Source organism: Terrimonas ferruginea DSM 30193 (assembly GCF_000425585.1).
GTDB classification, from domain to species: domain Bacteria; phylum Bacteroidota; class Bacteroidia; order Chitinophagales; family Chitinophagaceae; genus Terrimonas; species Terrimonas ferruginea.
Genome location: NZ_AUDS01000014.1, coordinates 1 through 26,135, shown reverse-complemented (window position 1 = coordinate 26,135; position 26,135 = coordinate 1). Strand labels below are relative to the sequence as shown.

The 26,135-nt window shown below is 48.1% G+C and carries 30 protein-coding genes; 9 read left to right on the top strand and 21 right to left on the bottom strand.

All coding sequences use genetic code 11. The features are described 5' to 3' along the window. Window positions 1–58 precede the first annotated feature (58 nt). From H608_RS23415 to H608_RS0104405, 15 genes are all read right to left on the bottom strand, one after another. Window positions 59–1,054, bottom strand: a complete 996-nt coding sequence (locus tag H608_RS23415; protein ID WP_051268038.1) for a glycosyltransferase — start codon at window positions 1,052–1,054, stop codon at window positions 59–61. Then, the gene (locus H608_RS0104470) at window positions 1,044–2,333 is read right to left on the bottom strand and encodes an O-antigen translocase (protein WP_038007200.1); all 1,290 of its coding nucleotides are present in this window, start codon (window positions 2,331–2,333) and stop codon (window positions 1,044–1,046) included. The genes H608_RS23415 and H608_RS0104470 overlap by 11 nt, the downstream gene beginning before the upstream one ends. 221 nt (window positions 2,334–2,554) lie before the next feature. Next, on the bottom strand, window positions 2,555–3,655 hold the full coding sequence (locus tag H608_RS0104465; RefSeq protein ID WP_028786624.1) for a DegT/DnrJ/EryC1/StrS family aminotransferase: 1,101 nt from the start codon (window positions 3,653–3,655) through the stop codon (window positions 2,555–2,557). Window positions 3,656–3,660: 5 nt separating this feature from the next. Beyond that, window positions 3,661–3,888 carry an acyl carrier protein gene (locus H608_RS21250; RefSeq protein ID WP_081658792.1) on the bottom strand — a complete coding sequence of 76 codons (228 nt, stop codon included), beginning with the start codon at window positions 3,886–3,888 and terminating at the stop codon, window positions 3,661–3,663. Further along, on the bottom strand, window positions 3,839–5,329 hold the full coding sequence (locus H608_RS0104455) for an HAD-IIIC family phosphatase (protein WP_162142841.1): 1,491 nt from the start codon (window positions 5,327–5,329) through the stop codon (window positions 3,839–3,841). Before H608_RS0104455 ends, H608_RS21250 begins: the two co-directional genes overlap by 50 nt. A gap of 71 nt (window positions 5,330–5,400) precedes the next feature. After that, window positions 5,401–5,964, bottom strand: coding sequence for a GNAT family N-acetyltransferase (locus tag H608_RS0104450; protein WP_028786622.1), 564 nt, complete (start codon window positions 5,962–5,964; stop codon window positions 5,401–5,403). Continuing rightward, window positions 5,930–6,349: a sugar 3,4-ketoisomerase gene (locus H608_RS0104445; protein ID WP_028786621.1), complete on the bottom strand. Its 420-nt coding sequence runs from the start codon at window positions 6,347–6,349 to the stop codon at window positions 5,930–5,932. Before H608_RS0104445 ends, H608_RS0104450 begins: the two co-directional genes overlap by 35 nt. Continuing rightward, complete coding sequence (locus H608_RS0104440; protein WP_028786620.1) at window positions 6,346–6,747, bottom strand: sugar 3,4-ketoisomerase; 402 nt, start codon at window positions 6,745–6,747, stop codon at window positions 6,346–6,348. Before H608_RS0104440 ends, H608_RS0104445 begins: the two co-directional genes overlap by 4 nt. A 9-nt stretch (window positions 6,748–6,756) precedes the next feature. Then, complete coding sequence (gene nusG / locus H608_RS21245; RefSeq protein WP_038007195.1) at window positions 6,757–7,296, bottom strand: transcription termination/antitermination protein NusG; 540 nt, start codon at window positions 7,294–7,296, stop codon at window positions 6,757–6,759. Between the two features lie 145 nt (window positions 7,297–7,441). Further along, window positions 7,442–9,775, bottom strand: coding sequence for a GumC family protein (locus H608_RS21240; protein WP_051268037.1), 2,334 nt, complete (start codon window positions 9,773–9,775; stop codon window positions 7,442–7,444). 11 nt (window positions 9,776–9,786) lie between these two features. Beyond that, window positions 9,787–10,593 (bottom strand): polysaccharide biosynthesis/export family protein, encoded by an 807-nt coding sequence (locus H608_RS0104425; protein WP_038007194.1) that lies wholly within the window; start codon window positions 10,591–10,593, stop codon window positions 9,787–9,789. A 208-nt stretch (window positions 10,594–10,801) separates the two neighbouring features. Continuing rightward, complete coding sequence (locus H608_RS0104420; protein ID WP_028786618.1) at window positions 10,802–11,989, bottom strand: hypothetical protein; 1,188 nt, start codon at window positions 11,987–11,989, stop codon at window positions 10,802–10,804. A gap of 29 nt (window positions 11,990–12,018) precedes the next feature. Beyond that, the gene (gene plsX / locus H608_RS0104415; protein WP_028786617.1) at window positions 12,019–12,972 is read right to left on the bottom strand and encodes a phosphate acyltransferase PlsX; all 954 of its coding nucleotides are present in this window, start codon (window positions 12,970–12,972) and stop codon (window positions 12,019–12,021) included. A gap of 96 nt (window positions 12,973–13,068) precedes the next feature. Further along, window positions 13,069–13,263: a 50S ribosomal protein L32 gene (rpmF, locus tag H608_RS0104410; RefSeq protein ID WP_028786616.1), complete on the bottom strand. Its 195-nt coding sequence runs from the start codon at window positions 13,261–13,263 to the stop codon at window positions 13,069–13,071. Window positions 13,264–13,301: 38 nt separating this feature from the next. Continuing rightward, complete coding sequence (locus tag H608_RS0104405; RefSeq protein WP_028786615.1) at window positions 13,302–13,871, bottom strand: YceD family protein; 570 nt, start codon at window positions 13,869–13,871, stop codon at window positions 13,302–13,304. 136 nt (window positions 13,872–14,007) lie between these two features. On the opposite strand from H608_RS0104405, the gene H608_RS0104400 reads away from it, so the two are divergent. Beyond that, window positions 14,008–15,120: a DUF3810 domain-containing protein gene (locus tag H608_RS0104400; RefSeq protein ID WP_245565720.1), complete on the top strand. Its 1,113-nt coding sequence runs from the start codon at window positions 14,008–14,010 to the stop codon at window positions 15,118–15,120. Window positions 15,121–15,204: 84 nt separating this feature from the next. Here H608_RS0104400 and dcd read toward each other — a convergent pair whose 3' ends face one another. Further along, window positions 15,205–15,741: a dCTP deaminase gene (gene dcd, locus H608_RS0104395; RefSeq protein WP_028786613.1), complete on the bottom strand. Its 537-nt coding sequence runs from the start codon at window positions 15,739–15,741 to the stop codon at window positions 15,205–15,207. A gap of 54 nt (window positions 15,742–15,795) precedes the next feature. Here dcd and H608_RS0104390 point away from each other — a divergent pair, with 54 nt between their 5' ends. Continuing rightward, complete coding sequence (locus H608_RS0104390) at window positions 15,796–16,404, top strand: 4'-phosphopantetheinyl transferase family protein (RefSeq protein ID WP_028786612.1); 609 nt, start codon at window positions 15,796–15,798, stop codon at window positions 16,402–16,404. On the opposite strand, the gene H608_RS0104385 is transcribed toward H608_RS0104390, so the two are convergent. Next, complete coding sequence (locus tag H608_RS0104385) at window positions 16,405–17,631, bottom strand: DUF2130 domain-containing protein (protein WP_028786611.1); 1,227 nt, start codon at window positions 17,629–17,631, stop codon at window positions 16,405–16,407. Window positions 17,632–17,750: 119 nt separating this feature from the next. On the opposite strand from H608_RS0104385, the gene H608_RS0104380 reads away from it, so the two are divergent. Both H608_RS0104380 and H608_RS0104375 read left to right on the top strand, forming a co-directional pair. Next, window positions 17,751–19,409, top strand: a complete 1,659-nt coding sequence (locus H608_RS0104380; protein WP_028786610.1) for a S41 family peptidase — start codon at window positions 17,751–17,753, stop codon at window positions 19,407–19,409. Between the two features lie 117 nt (window positions 19,410–19,526). Beyond that, complete coding sequence (locus H608_RS0104375; protein WP_028786609.1) at window positions 19,527–19,952, top strand: SRPBCC family protein; 426 nt, start codon at window positions 19,527–19,529, stop codon at window positions 19,950–19,952. 222 nt (window positions 19,953–20,174) lie between these two features. Here H608_RS0104375 and H608_RS21235 read toward each other — a convergent pair whose 3' ends face one another. Further along, window positions 20,175–20,603, bottom strand: a complete 429-nt coding sequence (locus H608_RS21235) for a response regulator transcription factor (protein ID WP_051268036.1) — start codon at window positions 20,601–20,603, stop codon at window positions 20,175–20,177. A gap of 201 nt (window positions 20,604–20,804) precedes the next feature. Here H608_RS21235 and H608_RS21230 point away from each other — a divergent pair, with 201 nt between their 5' ends. Together H608_RS21230 and H608_RS0104360 are read left to right on the top strand one after the other, a co-directional pair. Beyond that, the gene (locus H608_RS21230) at window positions 20,805–22,394 is read left to right on the top strand and encodes a sensor histidine kinase (RefSeq protein WP_051268035.1); all 1,590 of its coding nucleotides are present in this window, start codon (window positions 20,805–20,807) and stop codon (window positions 22,392–22,394) included. A gap of 149 nt (window positions 22,395–22,543) precedes the next feature. Further along, window positions 22,544–22,879, top strand: a complete 336-nt coding sequence (locus tag H608_RS0104360; RefSeq protein ID WP_028786608.1) for a hypothetical protein — start codon at window positions 22,544–22,546, stop codon at window positions 22,877–22,879. Between the two features lie 40 nt (window positions 22,880–22,919). Here the strand turns inward: H608_RS0104360 and H608_RS21225 are convergent, their stop codons facing one another. Next, window positions 22,920–23,246, bottom strand: coding sequence for an SHOCT domain-containing protein (locus H608_RS21225; RefSeq protein WP_038007189.1), 327 nt, complete (start codon window positions 23,244–23,246; stop codon window positions 22,920–22,922). Between the two features lie 175 nt (window positions 23,247–23,421). Here H608_RS21225 and H608_RS0104350 point away from each other — a divergent pair, with 175 nt between their 5' ends. The 3 genes from H608_RS0104350 to H608_RS0104335 are packed head-to-tail and all read left to right on the top strand — an operon-like array spanning window position 23,422 to window position 25,361. Continuing rightward, on the top strand, window positions 23,422–24,057 hold the full coding sequence (locus tag H608_RS0104350) for a hypothetical protein (RefSeq protein WP_028786607.1): 636 nt from the start codon (window positions 23,422–23,424) through the stop codon (window positions 24,055–24,057). Window positions 24,058–24,060: 3 nt separating this feature from the next. Next, a complete protein-coding gene (locus H608_RS0104340) occupies window positions 24,061–25,173 on the top strand; it encodes a hypothetical protein (RefSeq protein WP_155990047.1) in 1,113 nt (370 codons plus the stop codon). After that, window positions 25,173–25,361 carry a hypothetical protein gene (locus tag H608_RS0104335; protein ID WP_028786605.1) on the top strand — a complete coding sequence of 63 codons (189 nt, stop codon included), beginning with the start codon at window positions 25,173–25,175 and terminating at the stop codon, window positions 25,359–25,361. The genes H608_RS0104340 and H608_RS0104335 overlap by 1 nt, the downstream gene beginning before the upstream one ends. A gap of 54 nt (window positions 25,362–25,415) precedes the next feature. Here H608_RS0104335 and H608_RS0104330 read toward each other — a convergent pair whose 3' ends face one another. Beyond that, window positions 25,416–25,739, bottom strand: a complete 324-nt coding sequence (locus tag H608_RS0104330) for a DUF4870 domain-containing protein (RefSeq protein ID WP_028786604.1) — start codon at window positions 25,737–25,739, stop codon at window positions 25,416–25,418. Between the two features lie 205 nt (window positions 25,740–25,944). Beyond that, window positions 25,945–26,135, bottom strand: a 191-nt coding sequence (locus H608_RS24610) for a hypothetical protein (RefSeq protein WP_038007186.1), incomplete at its 5' end; no start/stop codon positions are given.

Below are 26,135 nucleotides of genomic sequence, written 5' to 3'. Positions count from 1 at the left end.
AATTTGAAAATTTGATAATGGATTGACTAATTGTCAAATCGTCAAATTTTCAAATTAGCTAAGTATCCGCCACTGAAACTGCCGGTTGCAACATTCTTCTGAACCGGCCAACGGATTTTTTTAAACCAGGATAGCGTAACAACATTCTTTTCAGGAAAAGACGGTTGTCTGCTTTTCCCTGTGAACGAAGAAACTGATAGGATTCTTCTGCTTCAGCAGGGATATTCCATTTATAAGCGGTATCAAATTTTTTCTGGTGATAATGTATTGAGAAGGCGTTGGCCGTTTCTGCTGCAACATTATACCGGTCGATAAAGTATTGCTTGATCTTGTAATGTTCTTTGAGAAACTGGATTTTGCGCGCCGGATCTTTCGGACGCGATACCGAATCGTCGATGATGCGGTAGGTAGCGGTGCTGTCCGGCAGGTATTTGAAATGCCAGTGACGCGACAGGCAAAGCCAGGTCGGCAAATCTTCATAAGCAAAACCTTCGCGCTCGAACAAACCGAAGTCAACATGCTGCTCGAAGGCAGTGCGGCGGAAACATGCCGTTAACGCATGAATGAAAAACTGACCAGTGAGCAACGCTTCAAATACCTCGCCATCGACAATGCGCGATTGATGTTGTTGATTGAACTGCTGAAGCGCCTTGCCATTTTTTTCAAAATAAAAATCAACATCCGTGTGTACCAGCCCGAATGTGGGATTAGCATCCAGGAAAGTGACCTGCTTCTGCAGTTTGTATTCGTCGTGCCAGTAATCATCCCCGGCACAGATAGCAATGTATCGGCCACGGCAGGATTTCAAAGTGTCGCGGAAGTTCAGCAATAATCCTTTGTTCGGCGCTTCCGGCAGCAGGCTTAATTTTCCCGGATATCGATCACGGTATTCTTCCAGGATGAGGCGCGTGGCATCGGACGACGCATCTTCACCCACCACTATTTCAAAACTAAAGTCGGTGCGTTGTTTCAGCAACGACTCCACTGTTTGCCGGATATAAGCTTCCTGGTTATACGTGATCAGGGCGATGCTGGCTGTCGGTTCAGGATGCATGGGCGAAAAGTGTTTTACGGAAGATGAGCACCATCGTGATCAGGTATAAAAAGAAGTTTACCGCATAACCAATCGTTGCCCCCAGGGGACCGTACATCGGTACAAATAACATCGACAATAACACGAATGAACCGTTGAAGAATATCTCTGTGAAAATGAATGTTCTTGTCATGGCACGCGCAATCAGTTGGTACGCCAGTATCCAGCTCGCGATCTTGAAAAAGTCACCAATAAGCTGAAACAGGAACAAAGATCGCATATCGGCGAATGAGGTATCAAACAGCCATTCGATGATTAATCCGCGGAACAAATAGATGCCGGCCGATAATATCAAAAGGAAGGGGAGTACCAATTTGTAAATCTGGAAAATTTCCGTCTTTACCTCAGCGCGTGTTTTCAGGCGTGCCAGTTTCGGCAGGTAGTAAACACTGAGCGAGGTTGTGATGACCATCAGGTACATCGCGGATATCCGGTTCATACCTTCCCACAAACCTGCTGCGTCCATGGATCCGGTGCTGTGATTGATGTAAGATCTTACCAGTAACTGGCTGGCCGGAACCGTGATTGCACTGACCAGCGTCATTATTGCATAGTGTCCGAGACGGGTGCCTGCCTGACGGCTGAATGGCAGCCCAAACGCGCGTCTGCTGAACCAGGATGAACGCGTTACCATACTCAACGTTACCAGGAATACGACCGACTGGTAAGTAACGGCACCGATCAGCGCGCCCGTCAGTCCGAAATTATAAGCGAGTACTACGGAAAACAATAATCCGGTAACGCTGCCGGCCATGTTGGCCAAAGCATATTTGCGGAACTCACGGAATCCGTTGATGATCGCCACCAGGTAAGTATTGAGCGCATAAAGGATCAGCGTGCCACCCAGTATACGAAACACAAATGCATAGCCGGCATCTTTTAATATTTGTATGGAAAAGAAACGTCCGGCTACGAGCAGCACGATTCCCGAGATAATCGATAAAGTGAGAATGATGCGCAATCCGGCAGACAGGAACACTGCATATCTTTTCGGTGATTCACTGTACTGCGCCACATATCTTGTCATGCCCGGACCAATACCACCCGTTGAAATATTCAGTAGGATAGTAGTGAAGTTGGTCAGTTGGCCCAGCAAGGCAACACCTGCGGGACCGATCAGTACTGCCACCACCTTCACGCTGATGAAACCCGTGAGCATCCGCACGAGTGTTGCCACTGCATTCAGCGAGGTGACTTTTACCAGGTCGGTTGCGATTATTTTTTTTATGCGGGTCAGCATTGGAGGGAGAAGGATGAAGGCGTAAGGCGTAAGGTGTAAGGTATAAGGTTAAAACAGCCGCCCGATACTTCGGGCGTAAGTAGTAAGTTATAAGTTATAAGTAAAACAGCCATAGTTTGCAATTGAGAGGGGCTGATGCGCTAGAATTATTTCTATTGGTTCGTGACAACACGAACCAAGGCGCATTCACGATTCACCATTCACGATTCACCATTCACGTTTCACCTGAATTCGTTGATCGCCTCTATGATCGTATCCGCTTCGGTCAGGGTGAGCACGGGACTGATGGGCAGGCTCAATACCTCTCGGTGTAGCTGTTCGGTGAGCAGGTATTCTTCCTCGTTGCGCTCGCTATAAGCCGCTTGTTTATGTGGCGGTACAGGATAATGGATCAATGTCTGAATGCCTTTTTCCTGTAAGAACTGTTGCAGGCGCTCGCGTTCGGCGGTGCGGATCACGAACAGATGCCACACATGTCCTTCTTCCGTTTGCACAGCAGGCAACACGATACGCGGATTATGTATGCCGGTAAGATAACGGTGCGCGATCTGGCGGCGTTTGGCATTGTCGGAGTCGAGATAAGCCAGCTTCACTTTGAGAACGGCTGCCTGTATTTCATCCAACCGGCTGTTTTGCCCGGCGTATTCGTTGATATATTTGACTTTTGAGCCGTAATTGGCCAGGGTTCTTACTGTTTCTGCCAAAATAGCGTCGTTGGTCGTAACAGCGCCTGCGTCACCAAGGGCGCCTAAATTTTTTCCCGGATAAAAACTTGTACCGGCCGCATCACCGAGATTGCCGGTTCTTTTAGTGTGATAAAAAGCTCCCTGCGCCTGCGCATTGTCTTCGATCAGTTTCAACCCGCGCTTGCGGCAGAGTTCCCTGAGTTCGTTTGAATAACCACATTGACCATACAAATGCACTACCATTACGGCGCGTGTACGTGGGGTGATCAGTTTTTCAACCTCTTTTACATCAAGGTTATAAGTGATCATTTCAGGCTCGGCGAGTACGGGCTTGAGATGATTGACCGTGACGGCCAGCAGCGATGCAATATAAGTGTTGGCCGGAACGATCACTTCATCGCCGTCCTGCAATACGCCCATTTCCTTATAGGCGCGAAGGATAAGACTCAAGGCGTCCAGCCCATTGGCTACGGCAATGCAATGCGACGAACCGCAATACGCCGCATATTGCTCTTCAAAAGTTTTTACTTCATTGCCCAGCAGGTACCAGCCGGAGCTGACCACTCTGTTCACGGCATCCTGTATCTCCGAATGGTAGGAGGCAGTGATTTTCTGAAGATCCAGGAATTTGATCATGGGGCTTATTTTGCGGCAAGCATGGCTGTCAGCTTCGGTACGGAGTCGAGCTGTTCTATTTCTTCCTTCGTAAAAGAAACGCCGAGACGGTCTTCGAGTTCTACGATCAGTTGCAGGTGGTTGATCGAATCCCAGGCCTCGAGTGTGTCTTTGCTGCTGGTGGGCAGCAGGTCTATGTCTTCGTTAAAGGCGCTCTGGAATATTTCCTGCAATTGTGCTAAGCTGATAGTCATTTGTCAGTATGGTTATAAAATTTTGGGCAGGTTGATTGCGTTCGGTCGGCGTAAAAATGAATTGGCCTGGCGCAGTGCCCTGGTTTTGTAGTTGCAAGAATACTTCGTGAAAGAATTTTTCTTCGATGCGTTTGCCCAAAGCGCGACAACTCATCAGGAAGTTTTCGATGAGATGATTTTCTACCACCGGTCTTGTTATAATCAATCCTACCAGGCCATAATCCCCGAACTTGTCGCTTACACGCAGGGAGAATAATTTCCAGCCCCTTTCAATCATCTCTTCGAGTTCGCGGGTGGTATAAGCCTGTTTATTAAAATTGAATTGATTCGTTTTGCCGGTGAGTTGTGACAAACGTTCCAGATCTTTCGGATCGTTGACGCCGATCTCCATTTCAATTCCCAGCGCATCAATGAACGCATTCATGTCACCGGTTTCACCCAGCAGGCGGTTGCGGTCCTGTTCCGTACGATAGAGTTCCGTACGCTGGCGGTCTTCTTTTAAAATATTTCTTTTTCTGAAATGGAAGGAACGCGTGAGGTGCAGGAAATCTTTGTAGTCACCGGTGAAATGCAAAGTAGTCAGTCCCGGCAGCATGGCGCTGGTGGCATTCAGTTCAAAGAGATTGTCGTCGATAAAGATCAGTGAGTTGATGCCCACATTCAGTTCCTGCGCGATGGATTGCAACTGCGTATACTTGTCCTGCCAGTTTATTTTTTTTACGATAAAATCTTCCCATTGCAGGGGCATGCGGCGTTTGCGGAAAGCCGCTTCCACATCAGCCTCGTTGTTTTTTGAACAGAGGCAAAGCAGGAACCCTTCTTCGATCCGGTTTTTGAGGAATTGCTGGAAGTGATAATAAGTGATCCCATCGGCGTTGTTGTCACAGATGATCCCTTCAACCCCATCTTCACCCACGATGCCTTTCCAGAGTGTATTGTCGCAGTCCAGCACGATTACTTTTTTCTCTTCCGCCTGCAGCCATTGCAATTGTTGTTGCAATTCACCGGCGATGGCTTTCACCGCCGGTTTGGTGTAAGGCATCTGGTAAAGATGCCCGAGATTGTATTGGTAAAATTGTGCCGCACCGATATTCAGCACCAGTTCCGCGAGGTCAAACACAAATAAGTTGGGTAATGAAAGGCATGCTTCCAGTTGCGGGCGATAACGGTCTGCCATGCTGGTTTGTCTTCCTGCGTAGCCGGCCCATGCACGTGGTTCGAAACTGTCGTCGAGTTGATTGGATAAAAGAACAGGGCCGGTTTGCCTTGCCGCAAATGCATGAACCGTCTGTAAGAACTGCATTTGCCAGGCAGCGGGTTTGTGCCGGAAGTACTGATCGGAGTGAATGAAATAGACCGCATCAGCAGGCTTTTCGGGCCATTGCATTAATGCCGGGATCAGGTCTTCTTCATAACGTTCTTCCACGGAAAGTTCCGGCAATGTCTTTTTAAGTTCCCGGGTTATAGGAGTGGTAACCGTATCTGAAATAAAATAAAGTGTCATTAACAAAACTAGAAACGGTCGATCAACCGTTGTAAAAATGAATAGTCATGCTGCAAAAATGCATCGCGGGTAAGTTCCTGTACTTTGATCAGCAGCTCTTTTCCCGGTAATATTTCCTGGCCGGTTTCGCGGAAACCAAGCGTTACATGCTGCCGCCATACGCGACGGTTGTCTTCCGCCGTTCGGCAAAACAGTTTATTCAACTGCATGCTGTTGAATGCGTACTCCATCAGCAGGTATTCCGTTTCCACTGCCTGAACAGGTTGTGTGCAAACGTAACGGCCAAAGTCGGCTTCGCCATTCTGCACATTATAAATGGAAGCGGTGCCGCAGAAATGATGATCGCTATCGAGGATTTTGAAATAATAGCCGTCGTTGCGAGCCTTGTTGGCGATGATCCAGTTGGTTTGTTGTTCCACTGAAACGGCCTCGGAGCTCGAGAGGTAACGGTTGATCTGCGGATCATTGCGCAGGCGGCAAATGTTTTCCGCGTCCTCCGGTGTTACTTCTTTCAATATTGTTTTGCGACCGGTAATTTCAGGCGGGAGTCCTGAAGCTTTTGAAATCGTCATAGTTGCGGATGTAATCATGCTCGTCATAAAGTTCGGAAGCCAGTACGAGGCAAACGGAACCGGAAGAAAAATTTACTTCGGATGCCCACATGCCCGGGGGAATGTGCAGGCCCATATAAGGGCGGTTGAGCATCACCAGGCGTTGGGTATGTCCATCGTCGAGCAATACTTCGAAGCAACCGCTCACGGCTACCAGGAACTGGTGGCAGCGGCGGTGTGCATGAGCACCGCGTGATTCACCGCCCGGAATATCATACAGGTAAAAAATCCTTCTCACGTCGAAAGGGATTTCGCGGCTGTTGTGAATAGGAGTGATGTTGCCTGAGCGGTTATGAATGCGGGGTAAATAAATAACGCTGCAATCGAATACGGATGGCTGACTCATACAGTTTGCTTGAAGGCTTCGAAATCGCGTATGTAATCTTGTTCGCTGTAAGGCTGGTCGGCCGCGATAAAGGCAAGCGCATTGGTCGAAAAATTTTCCAATTGACGCCAGATCATCTTTGGCACATACAAGCCGTAATAGGAGCGGTTCAATGTGATTTTTTTTTCTTCATAGCCGTCACTCAGCACCACATCAAAACTGCCGGAAAGGGAAATGATCACTTCCTGCAAAGAACGATAAGCGTGACCACCGCGAAAATCACCGCCCGGAACATCATAAATCCAATACACGCGTTGTACAGCGAAAGGTAACTGATCATTGTTTTGGAGAAATGACAGATTGCCGCGCGGGTCCAGAATTTTCGGAAGCTCCAGGAGCTTCACTTCACTCAATGGCATAATGCTGAATTAAACGGCTTTCATGTGATAGGCCGATACCGGATGGATCACTTTCTCTACATTCTCTTTGCGGAACTCGGCCACGAGGCATTGCCCCAGCGAAGGCAACATTACTTTGATTGTATTGGCGCGCACTTCCACCACCTGTCCTTCCCATGTCATCAACGGACCGTTGAGAATGCGGACAGTGTCGTTCATGTTTACCGGACATTTCTCCAGTGAAACATTCTCGTATTCGTTGAGGAAACGGCGGATAGCGTCGATCTCGTCGTTGCGGATCACCGCCGGCTTGTGCAGCCAGTACACAAAATTGATCACGCCGTCGGTTTGCAACGCTTTTGTTTGTTCTTCAGGAGAAAGGCAAACAAAAACGTAGGAGCTGAACAATGGCTCATGAACGATCTTCTTGCGATCAGACCATTGACGCTGTACTTTATTAAGCGGGCAGTAAACTTGAATTTTTTTTCTGTCCAGCAGTTCGGTCACTTTTTTCTCCCAGCGTGGGCGGGTATAAAGTGCGAACCATTGTTTACCATCTTGCGAAACCATTGTTATCAGGTTTAAGAGTTGAGTAAAAACTGCTAATCAGTGGTTTTCCCGGGAAAAGGCTCCGCCCATCTCAGTTACAGGGCACATGTGTAATGAGTCTTTGAATGAAAGCCGTTCCGGAAAAACCTGTGCGAAAACTGTTCGCTTATCCACGCGTTGCCGCGCGCGAACGCTTTTTTTTGCTACCGGTTTGTCCGTTATGTATATAGCCATATCCGTAACCATAGCCATAACCATTTTTGGTAAAGCCACGGGAGCGGATGCCGTTGAAAATAATACCCATGTTCTTGAGCGGATTTACCGCATTGCTCTCATCGAGACGCTCCAGGTGAATCTTCGGTGTGAACTTGTGTTTCACGACATACAATGTAGCGTCACACATCGGAGATAGTACATATGCATCGGACAGCAGACTGGCCGGTGCAGAGTCGATGATGATAGCGTCGAAAATTGCTTCGAGATATTCGAGCAGTTCCTGTACCCGCGGATTGATCAGCAGCTCCGAAGGATTTTCGGGCACCGGACCGGCGGGCAGGAAAAAAAGATTGTCGTGAGCTGGAGCACGGCGGATCAGCTCCTCCGGCTCTGCTTCGTTCCAGAGATAATTGGTTACCCCTTTGTCGAGCTGAAGACCGAGCTTCTGACTCAGGGAAGGATTGGCCAGGTCAAATTCTACAAGGATCACTTTCTTACCGGCAACGGCTAAACTCAGCGCGAGGTTGGCGGCAACAAAACTCTTGCCTTCACCCGGCAGGGAAGAAGTGACCAATATTTTTTTCTTGACGGTGTTCACGCCGAGATAACCAAGCGAAGAACGTATTCTCCTGAATTGCTCTGCAATGAATGTGCGGTTGCCTTCGCGGATCACCAACGGATCTTTGCTTCTGTCGAGCACTACTTCGCCGATGATAGGCACATTGGTCAGGTGTTCAATTTCGCTGCGGAACAATATTTTTCTGTTCAGCATTTCGCGGATGGCAATGAAGCCAATGGGAAGTCCCAAACCAAATACCAGGGCGATAATATAAATGAGTTGTGACTTCGGTGTCACGGGGAAAAAGCTGGCCTGTGCCTTATCAACGATGCGGCTGCCCGAGGTGGTAGAGATATGGGCCAGCGCACTTTCTTCTTTTTTCTGACGAAGGAAATTATAAATACCGAGTTTGATAGCCTGTTCGCGGTCGATATCGATCAGGTCTCTTTCTTTCTGCGGAATGGTCTGCAGCATGGAGCTGTAGAGGTTGTTGGTAGAATAGAGATTAAGCTTGGTGGCTTCGAGGCTGCTGCGCTGGTTGCGGATGTTTTCCAGCAGGCTGGGTCTCAATTTAGTGATCTGGTCATTCAGCGAGGTCACCATCGGGTTGTTCTCGCCGGTGGTCTTCTTCAGCTTTTCGTAGCTGGTTACGGTTTCCTGCAACTGATCCACGAGTTTGGCCAGCAATGGATCTTTCAGCCCGATAGTGGAAGGAACGATTCCGTCGGCACTGTTTTTCGATTGCACATATTTCTCTACCTGGTCGAGAACGGAAAGCTGCATGTTCACATCGCTTACTTTCTGATCATTCTCTCCAACATTTTTCAGGAACAATTCACCTTGTGCGCTGATGTCGACAGCACCGCGGCTTGCTTTGTAGGCTTGCTTGCGTTGGTTCACATTATCGAGTTCCTGTTGCACGGCAAGCAGGCGTTCGTCTACAAAGGCGGAGGTGTTTTCAGCGATTTTATTTTTCTCGTCGATAGCGGCCCGGTCATAGGCAGCCATGAGTTCGTCGAGCACCTGCTCACCCCGATAAGGATCGATGTCTTTGATTGAAAGCGAAACAACCGTCGATTCTTTGCCGGCGAGAGTGCGGAGACTGCCGATGAAGACCGACGTGGCCGTTTTGGGATTGGTCAGTGTGAGGTAAAGATCCCGCTTGGATGCGTGACGGAAATTCGGGTTGCGTACAAAACGGATGTTGCCGAATGAAGTGGCGTAAAAGCGGTTCAAGGCATAACGCTGCCCGTTGATGCGCACCGTACTGTCCGACGCGCGGAAAGTGAACGGAAGCTTTTTGATGGTCTTCAATTCATCCGGGTTGGCGGCTTCCACCACTACGGGTGTGCTGGTGTAAGCGGAAGTCGCAACCAGTTTTCCCTCTTCGAAATACGAAGCGTAGAGGTGAAGGCGGCGTACTACATCCTGCATGAGGCTGCGTGATTGCAATACCTGCAACTCGTTTTCGATGATCTTTTTTTCGGAAAGCCGGTCGAGTGAGTTGAGGGTTTCGCCGTCGTACGAACCTTTGGTTTCGTCCTTCAGCATGAGGGAGGCGCTGATCTCGTATTTCGGTACGGTTACCTTCAGATAGAACCAGCCCACGAACATGCAAAGGATGAACATGATGATGAACAGGGGCCAATAGGGAAAATATTTATACCAGACCTCGCTGACCAGGTTGCGGTGCTCTTTTTTCTGTTTGGAAGGTGCTGTTTGCATATAATAGCGTATTAGTTGGACGGGATAAGTCTGTCTGCGACGATCACGGCCAGCGACAAACCGCTGATCACGATCGGTAACCATTGCATGGTACGGCCAGCGCTGGATACTTTTACTTTGTTGGGTTCCACATATACGATATCATTGGACTGAAGATAGTAGTAGGGTGAAGAGAACAGTTCTGCTGAATTCAGGTTGATGCGTTTGATGAGCTTTTGGTCGCCCTGTTCGCGGATGATCATTACGTTCTTGCGCTCGCCGTAGATGGTAAGGTCACCGGCCAGGCCCAGCGCTTCGAGTAAAGAAAGTTTTTCGTTGGGAACGCTCACCACCGAAGGGTGGTTGACTTCTCCCAGCACCGTAACACGGAAGTTTTGAAAACGGATGGTGATAATAGGATCTACGAGCAGCTTGCGGTCGCCGAGCGTTTTGGTAATATAATCCTTCAACTGATTCTTGGTAAGGCCTTCTGCTTTTACCAGACCTAGCAAGGGAAATTGAATGTTGCCTTCCGGACCTACGAGATAACCGACTGCAGCGGCTCCGGTACTACCGCCGTTACTGCCGCCGGCAGTGGCGATACCATTCGAAGCATTGAACAAAGCCGAAGCTTCAGGGTTGAGGCTGGATACCGTGATGGAGAGAATGTCATTCTTCTGAATGATCGATTCGGGTACAGGCGTTGGAGTAGCTACGGCACCATCTTTCATACCATAGAAGTAAGTAGCCTTCTTGGTGTTGGTACAGGAACTAAACAACAGAACATACAACATCGCAGCACAGACCAGCAGTGTCCGTTTATAGGGAATAGATAACATACAAATAATTTAAAATAGGCCAATGAATTGCCTGTCCGGCTTAAATGGCAGAAAAAGGCCATAACCGGTCAATGCAATCGCTGGTGCTCCAATCAGCAAACGGATATGATTTCAGAAGAATTGGAAAAGAAAGATAAAGAGGACTTCTATAGGAAGGACTAAGTGAGACGGGGTTGTTTCTGCGTCTAAAGTAGAAATAAAAATAATATTAGAATTGTTCTTTTTTGTTCAGAATGAAATTTGCTCCGGGTTGAGCGAAAATCTGAAAGCCTGTTTCTTCTACGAGCGTGGCTAATTGCTTTTTGGCGGAGGGCTGCCGCAGTGGAGTTCCGAGCCGGTATAATAATAAGCTATGGTATTTGCGGCAGAGTGGATCGAGGGACGGGATGCTGGCGGCCTTGTTCTTTTTGCGCGTTCTCCGTCCGTCTATATTACTTAATAATGTTTCCCAGATCGCGAGTGGTTCGTTGGGTAAGAGGTGATGTGAAGCTGCATAATAGTTGCGTCCGCGTTGGAGGTATTCGCGTGCTTCGGTCAGGTGCCCGGTAAGCGTGAGTGCTTCGCAGATGATCAGTTCAAAATCCGGGACCGCGGAAGGTGAGTTTTCCCTCGTGATTTTAAGAATGGATTGGTAGCGGCGCATTTCGGCGAGCAGTTTGTCGGTGATTTCTCCATGCGCATGCAGATGAAATAAACGCGCGGCCATCAGTCTGCCCATGATGTGCGGAGCCAGGTGTGGATGCGGTGGGGTGTCGGCAAGCCGGCTCATGTGTTTATCGAGTTGCCGCAGGTCCTGGTTGAGCCAATAGCGGAATACCTGGATGGCATGTGCGAACAGGATGGCATCCGGCGTGGCCTTGGCAGCGAGATAATAACGAAGACCTTTTCCATAAGAACCATTGAGATGATCCATCTGCACGGCCTGTTCGTAATAATAGAATTGTCCGGCACGTGTGCGGGCCACTTCGCGTTGAAACGGATCGATGAGTGCTTCATTGCGTTCGAGGAATTCAATCGTCCGGCGGGTGAGATTGTCGAGTACGCGGTCGTAGTCCTGGCCTTCAGGAGGTGGTACGTCGCGGAAGAGGCTTACGAGGTAATGCAATACTTCCTGGCGTGCGATATCGGTAGTGGTTTGTTTGCGGATATTGACCTCTACTTCATCGGGAGAATCGAATCCGCAATAACGGCAAAGAATAAGTAGGGTAGCGGAGGAAGCGGCGTACTGGGATTGAACGAGACCAAAAAAACGGCGGAGCGTGTTGGCATTGATGGTTTCACCGGTGCGTTGAAATATCGCGTCTACCAATTGCAGGCAATCGCGGGAAGAACGGATCTTCCTGCCGAAAGTATGCTCCAGCTCAGCTTTAAGTGCCGTAATGAAAGTTTGCTTCATAAGCAGCCGCGATGATCGGTTGGCATTGGTCAGGCTTCTTCCGGACGCAGGGCTTCTTTCATTTTACCCAATACATCCTTTTCTACCATCTTACGTGCTACGCCGATCATATTGCTGAATGCCAGTTGTCCGGAGATACCGTGCCCGATGATAACGGGTTTGGCTACTCCCAATACGGGAGTACCTCCATATATTTCGAAGTTGAACCTGTTGAAATAATCGTCGTTCGTGCTGTTGACCGGTTTAAGGTCGTACAGCGATTCTGCGAGTTTAAGTACGACGTTGCCGGTAAAACCTTCGCACACGATCACATCGGCTTTGCCGGTGAGTACGTCTCTTCCTTCAATATTACCGATAAAACGGATATGTTTATTTTCTTTGAGAAGGGGATAAGTGGCCTGGGCCAGCACATTTCCTTTTCCTTCTTCTTCTCCCACGTTGAGCAGGCCTACGCGTGGTTCGCTGATACCAAGAATGAGCTGCGCATAGATGCTGCCCATCACGGCGAACTGGTTCAGTTGCTCCGGTTTGCAATCGGCATTGAGACCGACATCGAGCAGGAGTCCGGTTCCTCCGTTGTGAAGGGGAACGATACTGGAGATGGTAGGGCGGATGACACCTTCCACGGCTTTGATGGTGAAAAGTGTGCCGACGAGCATGGCTCCGGTATTACCTGCGCTGATGAAAGCGTCCATTTTGCCGGATGCCAGCAAATGAAATCCGATGGCGATGGATGACTGTTGTTTTTCCTTAAGGGCCTTGGTGGGATGTTCGTGCATGTCGATCACCTGTGACGCGTGTACAACGCTCAGTCTGCCGGTGGGCACGGCGTGCTCATTCAGCAGTGGGTTGATCTGTGACTCGTCGCCGATCAGCAGCAGGCGTACATCACCTTCCTTGTCCTCATTCAAAAAACGGTTGATCCCCTTAACGGCTTCGAGGGGAGCATAATCACCGCCCATCATATCAATGCCTATAACCATAGAAGCTTATTTCCCAAAATTAAAATTCCAAACCTCATCGCAAACCAAAGGTCGGCAATGGATTTGGAATCAAGTCCGTTATTTGAAAAAACAATATTAAGCTTTGGAAGGAGCGGTCTCACTAACCAGTTTGCCCTTGTAGTACAGTTTTCCTTCGCTTACGTGTGCACGGTGACGTACATGCGTTTCTCCGGTAGTGCTGTCAGTGGTCAGCGTGGTCGCAGTAGCTTTATAGTGAGTACGGCGCTTTGCGCTTCTTTGCTGGCTGTGTCTGCGTTTGGGATTTGGCATATCTCTGCTATTTAACTAATTAGAAAATTATTCTCTTTTTATTTTTTCCCTTTGTCTTTCAGGTCCCTGAACTGTTCAAGGCCTTTCCAGATCGGATTCGATTCCTTAGGCTCGTCCTGTTCAGGATCGGGTTCCATGTGACGAAGCATTTTCAGTGCGGCCGGGTTGCAGTTGGGACCGTCGGCGTTTTCATAGCCGCAGACCTTCTGCATCGGAATACTCAGGTTGATGAATTCGTAGATCCAGTTGGCTACGTCTAGGTGACTTTCATTCCGACCGATATAATACACATCGGGATCATCTTCCTGGTCATTCATCAGTTCCGCATCTTCCACCATCTTAACCGTCATGTTAAACTCGTCCCACAGTTCAAGCGGGAGGTCGTTATTACAACGGTCGCAGGTGACTTCAAGCGTACCGCCAATTTCAAACTTCAATAACATGAAGCTGTTTTTCTTGTCCAGCGAGAGTTTTATTTTCGCTGAGCAGTGGCGGAAATCCTGCTGCTGAAATGCCTCAAAGAACTTGTCGTCAATCTCATAGTTGTACTCATGAACTCCGGGTTTCAACCCTACAAAGGCTATCTCAAAATCTCGGCGGTGACCCATGGCTCAACATTTGTCCTGAAAAATCGGGAGGCAAAGGTAGGTAAAATTTATGAACTATTCCGCGGTCTTTTTCATTTATTTTTGCTGGGCAATTTATCGTAATTTGCTCATTATTAATGATTTTTAATTTATTCCGGTGCAAAAGTTTTTCTCCCGCCTTTTTTCCCGGCTGATGAAAGGCTGGAGTTGGGTGTTGCTGATCCTGGGGGCGATTGCCATTAAATGGGTATCGCTGTACCCCAATATGGTTGAAAAATATTATACGTACGGCTTTTATCCTATTGTATCAAGGCTGCAGCGTACCCTCTTCGGCTGGATTCCTTTCAGTATCGGTGATCTTTTTTATGGCTTCCTGATCCTGCTGCTGCTCTTCCGCGTGGTCCGTTTCTTCCGTTTCCTGTTTCTCCGCCGGCTCAACCGCGCTTATTTCAAAGCCGCGCTGCAACAAGGCATTTTCCTTTTCCTGTTTATTTACGTTTTCTTCAATCTCCTGTGGGGACTCAACTATAACCGGCTGGGCATTTCATCGCAGCTCGGTCTTACCGAGGTCAGCGCCTATTCTACGGGCGAATTGGATTCATTGGTTAAGGTCTTGCATACTGCGCTCAACAAAGAGGCTTCGCAACTCACACCTGAAGCGCGTGATTCTTTTGCCCGTGATAAGTACAGGCTGTTTCGCCAGGCAGGCCGCGGATACGACAGCATGGCGCAACAACATCCTTACCTGGCTTACCAGCCCCGCTCTGCCAAACCTTCCTTATTCAGTTATGCGGGAAACATACTCGGTTTCCAGGGTTATTACAATCCCTTTTCGGGTGAAGCACAGGTCAATACCACTATCCCCAGTGCACTCGAACCTTTTGTGACCATGCACGAGATCGCGCATCAATTGGGGTATGGGAAAGAGAACGAAGCCAACTTTGTGGCTTTCCTTGCTTCACGCAAACATCCATCCGTGTTCTTCCGCTACTCGGTTTATTTCGACATGTACCAGTATGCGGGAGGAGAATTATACCGCCGCGATTCCGCAGCACTACGCGCCTACAACCAGACCCTGCATCCGCAGGTAAAAGCCGACATCAAAGCCTACCGTGATTATTTAAAGAAATACAAGAATCCCATCGAGCCGCTGATCACCTGGGCTTACGGAAGTTACCTCAAAGCCAATAATCAGCCCGGCGGCAAAAGAACCTACAGTGAAGTGGTGGCGTGGCTGATTGCTTATTACCGGAAGTTTCAGGAAATATGAGGGTTAATTTGAAAATTTGATGATTTGAAAATCAGACTTACTGCTAATTCCATTCTCTAATTTTCAAATCATCAAATTGCCAAATCAGAACTTGTTCTTCCACATCATACTCTCGATCGGCTTATCGGGCTGACCGGAATATTTGGCATTTTTCTTCTGATCGTAGCGTACTTCAATCTCACCCTCCACTGGGAAATAAATAAGCTGGCCAACCGGCATTCCCTTATACACTTTCACAGGTTGTTTGACCGAGATCTCGAGCGTCCAGTGCCCGCAAAAACCTACGTCGCCTTTACCGGCAGTAGCATGAATGTCGATGCCGAGACGGCCGGTAGATGATTTCCCTTCCAGGAACGGCACATGCGCATGTGTTTCGGTGTATTCGAGTGTAACACCGAGATAAAAAATATGGGGATACAATACGAAACCTTCCTCCGGAATTTCGAAGTATTCAATCTCGTTATGTTTTTTGGAGTCGAGGATATGTTCTTTGTACGTAGCCAGCCATTTGCCCAGGTGCACATCGTAAGAGTTGCTGCCGAGGCATTCGCGGTCGTAAGGCGCCAGTTTGATGGTGCCTTTTTCAATTTCTTCGAGGATACGTTTATCGGAGAGGATCATAGCCGTAGTTTTACTCTATCTTTAACCGGCAAAATAAAGGAGAAACCAGCACGAATGCCGATTTTTTTTCAACAACAAATCAACCCTTCCACCCGCCTCGGTGTATGGAAGATCGAAGAAACGGAGGAATTTTTTAAGGATAATGTTCCGCAACACCGCGATGTAACGCACCCCCATAAGCGTTTGCAGCACCTGGCGGGGCGTTTCCTGCTGCGATATCTTTATCCGGATTTTCCTTACGAACTCATCCGCATCGCCGATACACGCAAACCTTTTTTACCGGATGCGCAGTATCATTTTTCCATTTCTCATTGCGGTGACTATGCGGCGGCATTGGTAAGCCGCGATCTGCGCACGGGCGTGGATGCCGAAATTCCCGTGGCGCGCATCGAACGCATCGCTTCCAAATTTACCACGCCGGAAGAGCGAGCCGTATTCGGTAGTGAACCGGGTGTGCGCGGACTCACGACGATCTGGAGCATCAAGGAAGCTGTGTATAAATGGTATGGTGACGGAGAAGTGGATTTCAAAGCGCATATCCGTCTACTGGAACGAGATGCCGATGCGGGCAGAGTGCGTTGTCTTTTTACCAAGAACAATACTTCACTTGATCTGTATTACCGTCATTTCGATCACCTCGTGCTGGCCTGGGTGGTGTCCTGATCAATCGCTATCTTCTTCCTCACCGGGGCCGAGTAGTTCGAGGTCCACATCTGATCCCGAGATTCCTTCGATGGAGCCGCGGATATGTGCTGCACTCAGCAATACTTTTTCCAGTTGTTTCTCCCGCGCCTTCCACAATTTTTCCATCGCGTCTCTTTCCTTCTGAATAGAAATCTTCATGCTCATGAATCCTTCACGGATCGCTTTCCATTGCTCCGCAAATTCAGAACTTGTCAGGTAATCATACAGCAGGTGCATCTTGTCACCTTTGTTGTCCTGTTTTTTGAGTGCGGTGGATACTTTTATGATGCCATCGCGCAGCATGTACACTACGGCTTTTACTTCGGCAAATGAACAGATCCATACGCCGTCTTTCTCTCCGAACCGGTCCATATCGCGGGGCAGGCTTTGGGTAACGATCACGGCCACGTCGGCGCCCTGGCTGCGCATATCGGCTTTGAGTTTCTCGATCCAGTCTGTTCCGAAATGCGCGGTGCGCTTACTTTCGAAGATGATGCGGCCGCATTCCTGCCCGAATCCGTTGCGTACGGTCTGGATACAATCCGCCCCCCGCACGCCTTTTCCTACTTCTGAAATAAGATCGAAGGGGAAGGAGCCACGCAACATCTCTTCCAATGCCAGTTCCTGTACTTCACCCTGCAATTGCATGGAGCCCTGCTCGGCTTTGCGACGCATTTCGTCGGCAAGTTTTTTCTGGTCTTCCAGTTGTTTTTCGAGTTCTTTCAAACGAAGCTGGAATTCCGTTTCGCGCGTGGCGATCTTTTGTTCTTCTATTTTGCGGATATCGTCGGTCAGTTTTTCGCGTTCCACCTGCAATTGTTTCTGAATGTTGATTTCCATTTCAGCTTCACGGTTGCGGAGCGCTTGTTCTTTTTGCAGGAATTCGAGTTCTTTCTGCCGGGCTTCCTTCAGTTTCTCTTCGTTGTGCCGGTTGTTGTCGGAAAGTTGTTTCAGTTGTACTTCGTAATCGGCTGCAATGTTCTTGCGGATATTTTCTTCCAGTTGCTGCTGAAGGCGTTGCTTTTCCTGCTGCAGTTGCTGCTGGAACTCGGCTTCACGGCGTTGCGTTTGCTGTTGGTATTCTTCCGATTTTTTCTTCTGCCATTCGGCGGCTTTGGCGCGCAATTCCTTTTCCACTTCTTCGCGGATGGCATCATTGGGTTCAAATTCGTGTCCGCAACGCGGACATTTAATATCTGCAGGCATGGGTGATCGATTGTTGCGGCTAAAATACGATAAAACACAAACTAAAAAAATTAGCAGTTGTTGGCCGGATGAATACCGCGGCTTAACTTACGCTCATCCTCATCCATTAATACATTATCATGAAAAAAATCCTGTTGCTGGCTGTCTCGGTTTTTTCGTTTATTCATGGCCATGCGCAGGCGCTCACGCACGAGCAGCGGCTGGCAGATTTGGGTCGCGTGTGGGGTTTCCTCAAATACTTTCATCCGGCTGTTGCAGGCGGGCAGTACAACTGGGACGAGGTGCTGATCCGTAAAATAGGGCAACTTGAAAAGCTGCCCGACGCGGAAGCCGTCAATGCTTTTTATACCACTTGGCTGGACGAGCTGGGCGAAGTAAAAAAATGCCGTTCATGCAGTGCTTATACAGACGATGATATGACCACGGCAGGACTTACCTGGCTGAAAGAAAATCCTGTTTTAAATACGACCCTTCGGGCAAGGCTGTTGGATGTATTGCAAAACAGGTATCATGGTAAACCTTTTTATCTAAGCAATAAGGGGGCGGGTAATATAGAAATGATGAATGAGCCGAAATATGAAACCATGGCTTACCCGTCGATGGAGTATCGCCTGCTCGGTTTGTATCGTTACTGGAATGTGGTCCAATATTTTTTCCCTTATAAAAAAGATATTGGCGAAGACTGGAACAACCTATTGGATGAAATGATCATTCCTTTCCGTGATGCAGGCGACACGCTTGCCTATCAGGCTGCGATATGGCAACTGGCGGCGCGTATCAACGATAGTCATGGGGTAGGTGTTTGCGCACCTTATGTACCATCCTGCGGCAGTCCGCTTTTTGGTGTGCGAATGGCACCTTTGTCATTACAATGGATAGAAAAAGAAGCGGTGGTGGTGCGGTTGAGCAGCGATTCTCTTTGCAGAATGGATGATATACGGGCAGGTGACATTATAAAAAAAATAGACGGCCGCACACCACAACAGATCATTGATGCCAACTGGTTGTACATCGGCGGCTCCAACGAACGCGGGCGCTACCGGAACAATGTGGCTACTTTGCTGCATGGCAATTCGCCGGTAGCTGATGTGGTGATAGAACGTGATGGCAAGCTGATGGAAAAAAAGATTCACCGTTATGCCTGGGAGGAGATAAAGCCATGGATGACGCCGTCAAAAGATGGGATGTGGAAAATGCTGGAAGAGGGAGTGGGCTACATTCACATGGGCAGGTTGAAACAAGACAGCATTAAACAGATCATGAATGCATTGAAAGACACGCGTGCGATCATTTTAGATATCCGCAATTATCCGCAAGGCACGGCGCAACAGCTAAGCCGGTACACACATCCGAAAGCAGTTCCCTTTGTCTATGCCACAGTACCACAAATAGACAGGCCCGGGTTATTTGAAAAGAGTAAAGACTTTTTTTGCGGAACACAAAATAAGCAGCCTTATAAAGGAAAATTGATCCTGCTGGTAAATGAAAGCACACAAAGTCATGCAGAATTTTCAACGATGCTCTTGCAAACAGCTCCCGCTGTTATGACCATCGGCAATCAGACGGCTGGTGCCGACGGCAACGTATCAACGATTGTATTTCCCGGCGGTTACAGTACGATGATGTCCGGCCTCGGTGTATATTATCCCGATGGCACCCCCACGCAACGGGTAGGTGTACGTGTGGATATAACCGTCACGCCCACACTGGCAGCGGTGCTGAAGGGCCGCGACGAAATACTGGAACGCGCACTGCAATACATTCATACCGAAAAATAAATTGCGACGTCGCAAATAACCCTCATCAAAGTCGTGTTGACACGCGATCGGTTTGTTAGCAGGATATCATCTTTGTGTGGTCAATAACCAATAACACAATCAACAAAACAGACAGTCATGGCAACGCAACAGCAAAGCATCACTATTGAAACCACCGTTAATGCGCCTGTAGAAAAAGTATGGGAAATCTGGAACAAGCCCGAGCACATTATTCAATGGAACAGCGCTTCTCCGGACTGGCACACACCTTCAGCCGAAAACGATCTGCGTGTGGGCGGACAACTGAAATCGCGCATGGAAGCCCGCGATGGCAGCATGGGATTTGATTTTGCCGGTACGTATACCGAGGTAAAAGAGAACGAGAAAATTGCGTATACGTTGGGTGATGGCCGCAAGGTGGAGATCATTTTCACAGCAGTGGAAGGTGGTACGCATGTGAAAGAAACCTTCGATGCGGAGAACCAGAACAGCCTGGAGATGCAGCGCATGGGATGGCAGGCGATACTGGATAGTTTCCGTGCGTATGCGGAGAAGGCGCACTAAGGCAATAAGTCAATAAGACAATAAGTGAATGGTGAATGGTCAATGCCTTGGTTCGTGTATCCACGAACCAGCATTTCGGGTTTTCTGCAATATGAGTAGTAGGCTCGACGGTTGGACCTCAGAGATTCCCGAACCTGAGGCTGTCGAATTTTATCGAATGATTTTCGAAAAATCTTCGAAAGGTGGTGATCTATTGTCTTTCACCGGAGAAGTTCAATGACATTAAACAAGCGCAACGCCTTCGCTCATATCCCCCTGTTCTTCAACAGGGGATTTTTTTTGCGCATCTCTGCTCTGCAGGATCAACTGGTCTATCCGCTCGCGGAGTTGATAAATGTCAAAGGGTTTGGCGATAAAGTCGTCTGCTCCCGATGCGGCAATGCTTTCCTGCTGGATATAACCGGCAGAATACAGTAAAACGGGAACATGGCCGTATGCGGATGAATCTTTCAACTGACGGCAGAGGTCGCGGCCATCTGCATCGCCGAGATAGATATCCATAAGAATAAGATCGGGGAGTGGTCCGTCGAGTGCGCCGGCAACGGCGGCGCCGCAACTGGCAGTGGTGACCTTATGGCGCTGGCTGACAAGTACAAGCGTGATCATCTCCAAAAGATCCGGATCGTCGTCTACAATTAAAATGTGCTGCATGGTGGTGTTCAAATAAAAATACCGGTTAATGATTATCGTTATGGTATGGTGGTTCGGACTTCAGCCGCAAATTTGCAGCCAAAAAATTAAAATAGAATTAAAAACGATAACAGGCAAGGTATAGCGTAAAATGTTTTTGATTATTTTTATGCAGTGCATCAAGCCCGTTTCTCCATGTCTAAATAATCCCCTGAACTACTTATGCAACCTGATGACATTGAGCAAAGAAAGGCATTCCTGGCAGCGATTATCGATTCTTCGGAAGATGCCATCATCAGCAAAGATCTGAACAGCACCATTATAAGCTGGAATAAATCGGCTGAACGGATATTCGGCTATACCGCCGATGAAGCAGTGGGCCGCCCTGTGTACCTCATCATTCCACCCGATCGCCACCAGGAAGAAGGTATGATCATTTCGCGGCTGGCCCGCGGAGAAAGGGTCGAACATTTTGAAACGATCCGCCAGCGGAAAGACGGAAAACTTATTCATATTTCCCTGACCGTTTCCCCCATCCGTAACGAACAGGGAAAAGTAGTAGGCGCTTCAAAAATTGCACGTGATATTTCAAAACAGAAACAGGACGAAGAGCTGATCCGGCAATATGCACATCGCCTGGAACAGGTCAATTATGTAGGGAAACGGATTGCCGCTCAATTGGATGTGCCGCAGATCCTGCAGGAAGTGACCGATGCTACTAGACGCCTGTGCGGCGCGGCATTCGGCGCTTTTTTCTATAACCAGGTGGACGATAAAGGCGAAAGTTACCATCTATTCAGTTTATCCGGTGCCCCGCGTGAAGCATTTGAAAAGATGGGTATGCCGAGAAACACGGCGCTATTCCGCACAACCTTTCATGGCGAAAGGATAGTAAGGTCGGACGATATCAGACGCGATCCATTGTATGGGAAAAATAATCCACACTCAGGAATGCCGGAGGGACACCTGCCGGTGGTAAGCTACCTGGCAGTGCCCGTGGCAAGGAGCACGGGTGAAGTAATCGGCGGCCTGTTCTTCGGCCATCCGGAACCGTCGAAATTTCTCTATGAACATGAGCAGGTGATATCTGCCATCGCATCGCAGGCAGCGGTTGCGCTGGACAATGCCAAACTATATGAAGAAGTACGTATCCTCAATGCAAAAAAGGACGACTTCATCGGCTTTGCCAGCCACGAACTCAAAACGCCCCTGACCACCATCAGCGGTTATGTGCAATTAGCGAAACAATTATCATCCGTACCGCCGGAAATCCTGGATAAGATCGGCCGGCAGTTGCGCCGGCTGGAAGACATGATCGGCGATCTGCTGGATGTGTCGAAAATACAGGCAGGTAAGCTCGATCTCTCCTTTAACACGGCCGTATTGCAAAACCTCATCCGCGAGTGCATCGACACAACGGAAATGGTTACCCATCGCCTGGATCTGTTGTTGCCGGAAGAACCGTTAACCGTGCGGGCAGATATAGTAAAGCTGACAAGGGTATTGACCAACCTTTTATCAAATGCCGTGAAATTTTCTCCTACCGGTTCGCTGATAACCCTCAAAGCCGAGTCATCGGGCGAACATGTTAGGCTGTCGGTGCGCGACGAAGGACCGGGAATACCCGCAGCTTATACCGATGCCATTTTTAATCGCTTTTACCGTGTTCCCGGCGAATCAAAACCGGGAAGCGGCCTTGGCCTCTACATTGCGCGTCAGATTATCGAAAGCCATAAGGGACGTATCTGGGCGGAAAGTCATCCGGGAGCCGGGGCAGTGTTTTTGGTGGAGCTGCCTTTCGTGAAGGCGTAAGGTTTAAGGCGTAAGGGATAAGGTTGTAAGTTTTAAGTAATAGGGCAGATTGACGATTCACGATTGACGATTCACCATTCACTATTGGCTATTCACAATTGACAAAAAAGCCTCATAGTCTCCTGCTATCATACTTTAAACCTTACAACATGAAAAAGAAAATTGTTTATGCACTACTGTTAGTGTTCCTCGCTACGTTTATCTTTTCTTCGGAAAAATTATATGGCTCCGTTCAGTCGGTCGGCAAATTTTCCAAAACGGTTACATTACAGGCTGACTATTATACACCATCCGGTGATCTTGTTCATTTTACCTATTATGATCCTTCGGCTTGCCAGGTGGATCTTTATATTGGTGGTACTACCTGGACACCTTGTCTTTATTCAGGGTTTGTAACGGCCAGCGGCGGATACCTGCACCCTGACATTACGATTTATTGGAGTGGAACGCCTATTACGGTCAATACACCTGTTCCTTACTATTAATCGTTTCCTATTTTAATTCCGGCAGGAGACTATGTGGTTTTTATTGAATAATCCTGTCTTTTAAGCGTTGATATTCCTGCTCAGTGAGCATTCCTTTTTCCCGCAGGCTGGCGAGCTTTTGTAATTCATCTGCCATAGAAATATTGTTGCCGGGCGTTGGGGCTGAGCTTTTAACTGGATTGGTGTGTTGTTTGTCTAACGGTGCACTGACGAGGGCTCCGATTAACGCTACCAACGGCGTAAAAAAAATACCGAGCAACAATGTACCGGTGAAGCCAATCTCTTTTCTCTTTCCAATGTTTTCAGCAATCACAGCACTCAGTATAAGAGAGATGATGGCATATATGACCAGGTATTCCATTTCCATGATAAAATAATATGGGTAAAAGTATTTGTCTGGTTTGATAAAAAGTCAGGGATTTTTCCGGAAACCGCACCCCACCGGGAAAAAACGGGGTGTACCCGGGAAAAACACCCTCCTTTACAGCGTGATATCTGCTTTATCTTGAATTGCTTTTCTTCATTCAGGTAAAGCAAACAACATGACACCATATAAACCAAAACTAATCGCTGTGCTGGCCTGCTTGCTACTGGCCGCCTGCCAGACCGGCCACGAAGTCCATTACTTTAAAAGTGGTAACAATTATTACCGCCTGCGCATCGACGAAAAATCCTTTGCCTCAAAAGCCCGGTACATGAGTGGCTTCTACGACGACAAAGCCGTAGACCGTTATTTTGGTGAAATGTCGCAGCCCGTGGAAAAGGATACCACCTATGCTTCGTCCGTGCGTTTTTATACCACCGATCCCAAAGATCATACGACAGATCAGCTCAGGATCGACAGCAACAAAAAGCTGGTCCTAATTCTTTCCACCAATAGCAACGCCATATCCGAACAAATCGGCGCTTTCGCGGAAAACGACCGGATACTCGGATCGATCATGCGATTATCACAACGGGAAAAAATCCAGGAAAATACTGTAGCCACCTCTGCGATTGCCGATATCAAAAAACGCAACCAGGCCGTCACGGCCCTCGGTGATAGTTTTATCACCACGCTTCGCGACAGTGCTTCGGTGAATGAAGTGAAAACCAGTCTGAAAATATTTCTCCTTAATATGAAAGCCCAATCGCCCGCAGCATCTGCGGCGGCGGAAATGCTTCTACCTAATTTTTAAGCCATGCTGAATAAAACAAGATTGATAACGGGATTTGCGATGATCTGCCTGCTGTCTTCCTGCTTTTCCTCCATGAATGTACGCGTTGATGCATTTGACATGGATAAAATGCAGAAAAGCCGCGAGTACCAACGGCAGAAATTGGAGAGCGAACTGAAAGCATATAATACACGCATTAACGGAAGCTTCTTCAATGATATGTCAAAGCTGATCTCTGACAGTGTACGCGGTGCGCTGGCTGCGCTCGACAATTTTGATCAATCACAGTTGTCCGGCGTAATGGAGCAGGTCGATAGCGCGATCAATGCTGAAATGAGTTTATTTAAAAGTAAAATGACGGATACGCGCGGGGCATTGAGTAAGCTGTTGAACAGTGAAGCTGCTGATTTCCGTGCGCAGTATGAAGCAACACAGGCATCCTACGACCGGCAGTTGGACGCATTGAAGAAATACCTGCAGGAATTACTGGAAGAGTCCGGTGTGCGCGATAAAACGGTTATTGATAATATTGGTACGCTCACGGAAGACATAAAGGCAATGGCAGTACCTGCCGGCATTTTTGGCAACACGATCACCGATGATCGCATGGCCTCTTATGTGGCAAAAGCACCGGAACAGTTCTGGCAGAAATACAAGACGGAATTTTATGATGACGAAAGTAACCTGGCCAAATCAGACAAGGCAGCCCGCATCAACCGGACGAAAGTGACTACTGTTGTTGGTAATTCAGATATCGCCATTAAAATGGATGGTCCCGGAAGTTTTGTAATCAAGGGAGTGAGGCTCGATGCGGACCAGGCGTTCCGGACATCGTTCAAAGTGCTTAGTCAAAGTATCCAGCATTTTTCAGGTATATCTATTCCTGCACCGGCCCAGGCGAAGTCCGGCGGCACGGCGGAGGAGCCACTGGTACCTGAACTGCAAAATCTTGATGCCAACAGGCAGCAGGCGGCGGCATTGGCACAGGAGCATGAAAAATTAACGAACACATTTCTTACGATAGTAGCGGCCTATAAAGATGACCTGACATCCAACAACACGGCGAAAAGAGTAGCCGCGATACAGGCGGTGAAGCAAGCATACAACTATTACAAAAGTCAATTAACCGTTCAATAATGAAATTTCAGAAAAACGATCACGTGCAGCTAACGAGAGATTACAACGTGAAAAAAGGTACAATTCCCGAGGGAAGTACCGGCATTATACGCCGGGTACTGTCCAAGATATTCTGCTATGAAATAGATTTTAAAGAACCTTTCACCGGGATAGTAGTGCCTGAGTCCAATCTCAAAAGTGCGCAATAAAAAGCAGAAGGATAGCCTTCTGCTTAGGATGTATACTCAGGATTGATCAGTTGATTAACCGATGAAAGAAAACTTGTCTTCGAATGCCTTCCCGATAAAAGGAACAGGTTTCATTTCGCCGTTGGCGGCGTTGATGATGCCGATCACCCAGAGTACGATGATGGCATAACCGATAATACCGAGAAAGCTTAAGGCCGGAACGATAGAAGCCACAATATTGAGAGAGATGGAAAAGGCGAGACTGACCAGTCCGAGCCCGAGTGATTGTTTGAGGTGGTACCGGAGCAGGCTGTCCATTTTGTCTTTTCCCATGACATAAGCAATGAGCCATCCGATAATGGTAATGTAAGAGACGATGGAAAGTGTTTTGTTATCCATTTGCTGCGTGTTGATTTTTGGAATAAAGTTTTGTGCGGTGTGCAATAACTGTTCCAGGATTGGGTAATATAAACGCCGGGAAAGTTGCGGCATTTCTTCAGGAGCCTTAGCAAAGTTACACTTCCGTGGTTCGTGTATACACCATAGCCGTCAACTTAAGGGAAAGACAAAACCCTGCGGTTATCCGCAGGGACAATTTTTTTCCTCATATCTTTGGTTTTTGTTTTTGAAGCCATCGGCATTGGTCGTTACCTGTGTGCTGATGGCTTTGTTTTTTGTAGTACTGCAAAGATAAAGTGTTCCGGGTTTGGGTATCGGGTATTTGTAATAGTTGTTGCAAAGACACGGTGTTGGTCTTGGTTTCTTTGTCGCCGTATAGCACCACCAGTTTGGTGG

Coding starts and splice junctions, on each gene's coding strand:
- H608_RS0104375 (WP_028786609.1), top strand. CDS start 19,527: ATGGCAACGCAACAGCAAAGCATCACTATTGAAACCACCGTTAATGCG.
- H608_RS23415 (WP_051268038.1), bottom strand. CDS start 1,054: ATGCATCCTGAACCGACAGCCAGCATCGCCCTGATCACGTATAACCAG.
- H608_RS0104465 (WP_028786624.1), bottom strand. CDS start 3,655: ATGATCAAATTCCTGGATCTTCAGAAAATCACTGCCTCCTACCATTCG.
- dcd (WP_028786613.1), bottom strand. CDS start 15,741: ATGATCCTCTCCGATAAACGTATCCTCGAAGAAATTGAAAAAGGCACC.
- H608_RS21235 (WP_051268036.1), bottom strand. CDS start 20,603: ATGCAGCACATTTTAATTGTAGACGACGATCCGGATCTTTTGGAGATG.
- plsX (WP_028786617.1), bottom strand. CDS start 12,972: ATGGTTATAGGCATTGATATGATGGGCGGTGATTATGCTCCCCTCGAA.
- H608_RS21225 (WP_038007189.1), bottom strand. CDS start 23,246: ATGGAAATGGAATACCTGGTCATATATGCCATCATCTCTCTTATACTG.
- H608_RS0104335 (WP_028786605.1), top strand. CDS start 25,173: ATGAAATTTCAGAAAAACGATCACGTGCAGCTAACGAGAGATTACAAC.
- H608_RS0104390 (WP_028786612.1), top strand. CDS start 15,796: ATGCCGATTTTTTTTCAACAACAAATCAACCCTTCCACCCGCCTCGGT.
- rpmF (WP_028786616.1), bottom strand. CDS start 13,263: ATGCCAAATCCCAAACGCAGACACAGCCAGCAAAGAAGCGCAAAGCGC.
- H608_RS0104360 (WP_028786608.1), top strand. CDS start 22,544: ATGAAAAAGAAAATTGTTTATGCACTACTGTTAGTGTTCCTCGCTACG.
- H608_RS0104330 (WP_028786604.1), bottom strand. CDS start 25,739: ATGGATAACAAAACACTTTCCATCGTCTCTTACATTACCATTATCGGA.
- nusG (WP_038007195.1), bottom strand. CDS start 7,296: ATGGTTTCGCAAGATGGTAAACAATGGTTCGCACTTTATACCCGCCCA.
- H608_RS0104405 (WP_028786615.1), bottom strand. CDS start 13,871: ATGGGTCACCGCCGAGATTTTGAGATAGCCTTTGTAGGGTTGAAACCC.
- H608_RS0104385 (WP_028786611.1), bottom strand. CDS start 17,631: ATGCCTGCAGATATTAAATGTCCGCGTTGCGGACACGAATTTGAACCC.
- H608_RS21230 (WP_051268035.1), top strand. CDS start 20,805: ATGCAACCTGATGACATTGAGCAAAGAAAGGCATTCCTGGCAGCGATT.
- H608_RS0104350 (WP_028786607.1), top strand. CDS start 23,422: ATGACACCATATAAACCAAAACTAATCGCTGTGCTGGCCTGCTTGCTA.
- H608_RS0104450 (WP_028786622.1), bottom strand. CDS start 5,964: ATGACGATTTCAAAAGCTTCAGGACTCCCGCCTGAAATTACCGGTCGC.
- H608_RS0104440 (WP_028786620.1), bottom strand. CDS start 6,747: ATGCCATTGAGTGAAGTGAAGCTCCTGGAGCTTCCGAAAATTCTGGAC.
- H608_RS0104340 (WP_155990047.1), top strand. CDS start 24,061: ATGCTGAATAAAACAAGATTGATAACGGGATTTGCGATGATCTGCCTG.
- H608_RS0104380 (WP_028786610.1), top strand. CDS start 17,751: ATGAAAAAAATCCTGTTGCTGGCTGTCTCGGTTTTTTCGTTTATTCAT.
- H608_RS21240 (WP_051268037.1), bottom strand. CDS start 9,775: ATGCAAACAGCACCTTCCAAACAGAAAAAAGAGCACCGCAACCTGGTC.
- H608_RS0104470 (WP_038007200.1), bottom strand. CDS start 2,333: ATGCTGACCCGCATAAAAAAAATAATCGCAACCGACCTGGTAAAAGTC.
- H608_RS0104420 (WP_028786618.1), bottom strand. CDS start 11,989: ATGAAGCAAACTTTCATTACGGCACTTAAAGCTGAGCTGGAGCATACT.
- H608_RS0104425 (WP_038007194.1), bottom strand. CDS start 10,593: ATGTTATCTATTCCCTATAAACGGACACTGCTGGTCTGTGCTGCGATG.
- H608_RS0104445 (WP_028786621.1), bottom strand. CDS start 6,349: ATGAGTCAGCCATCCGTATTCGATTGCAGCGTTATTTATTTACCCCGC.
- H608_RS21250 (WP_081658792.1), bottom strand. CDS start 3,888: ATGACTATCAGCTTAGCACAATTGCAGGAAATATTCCAGAGCGCCTTT.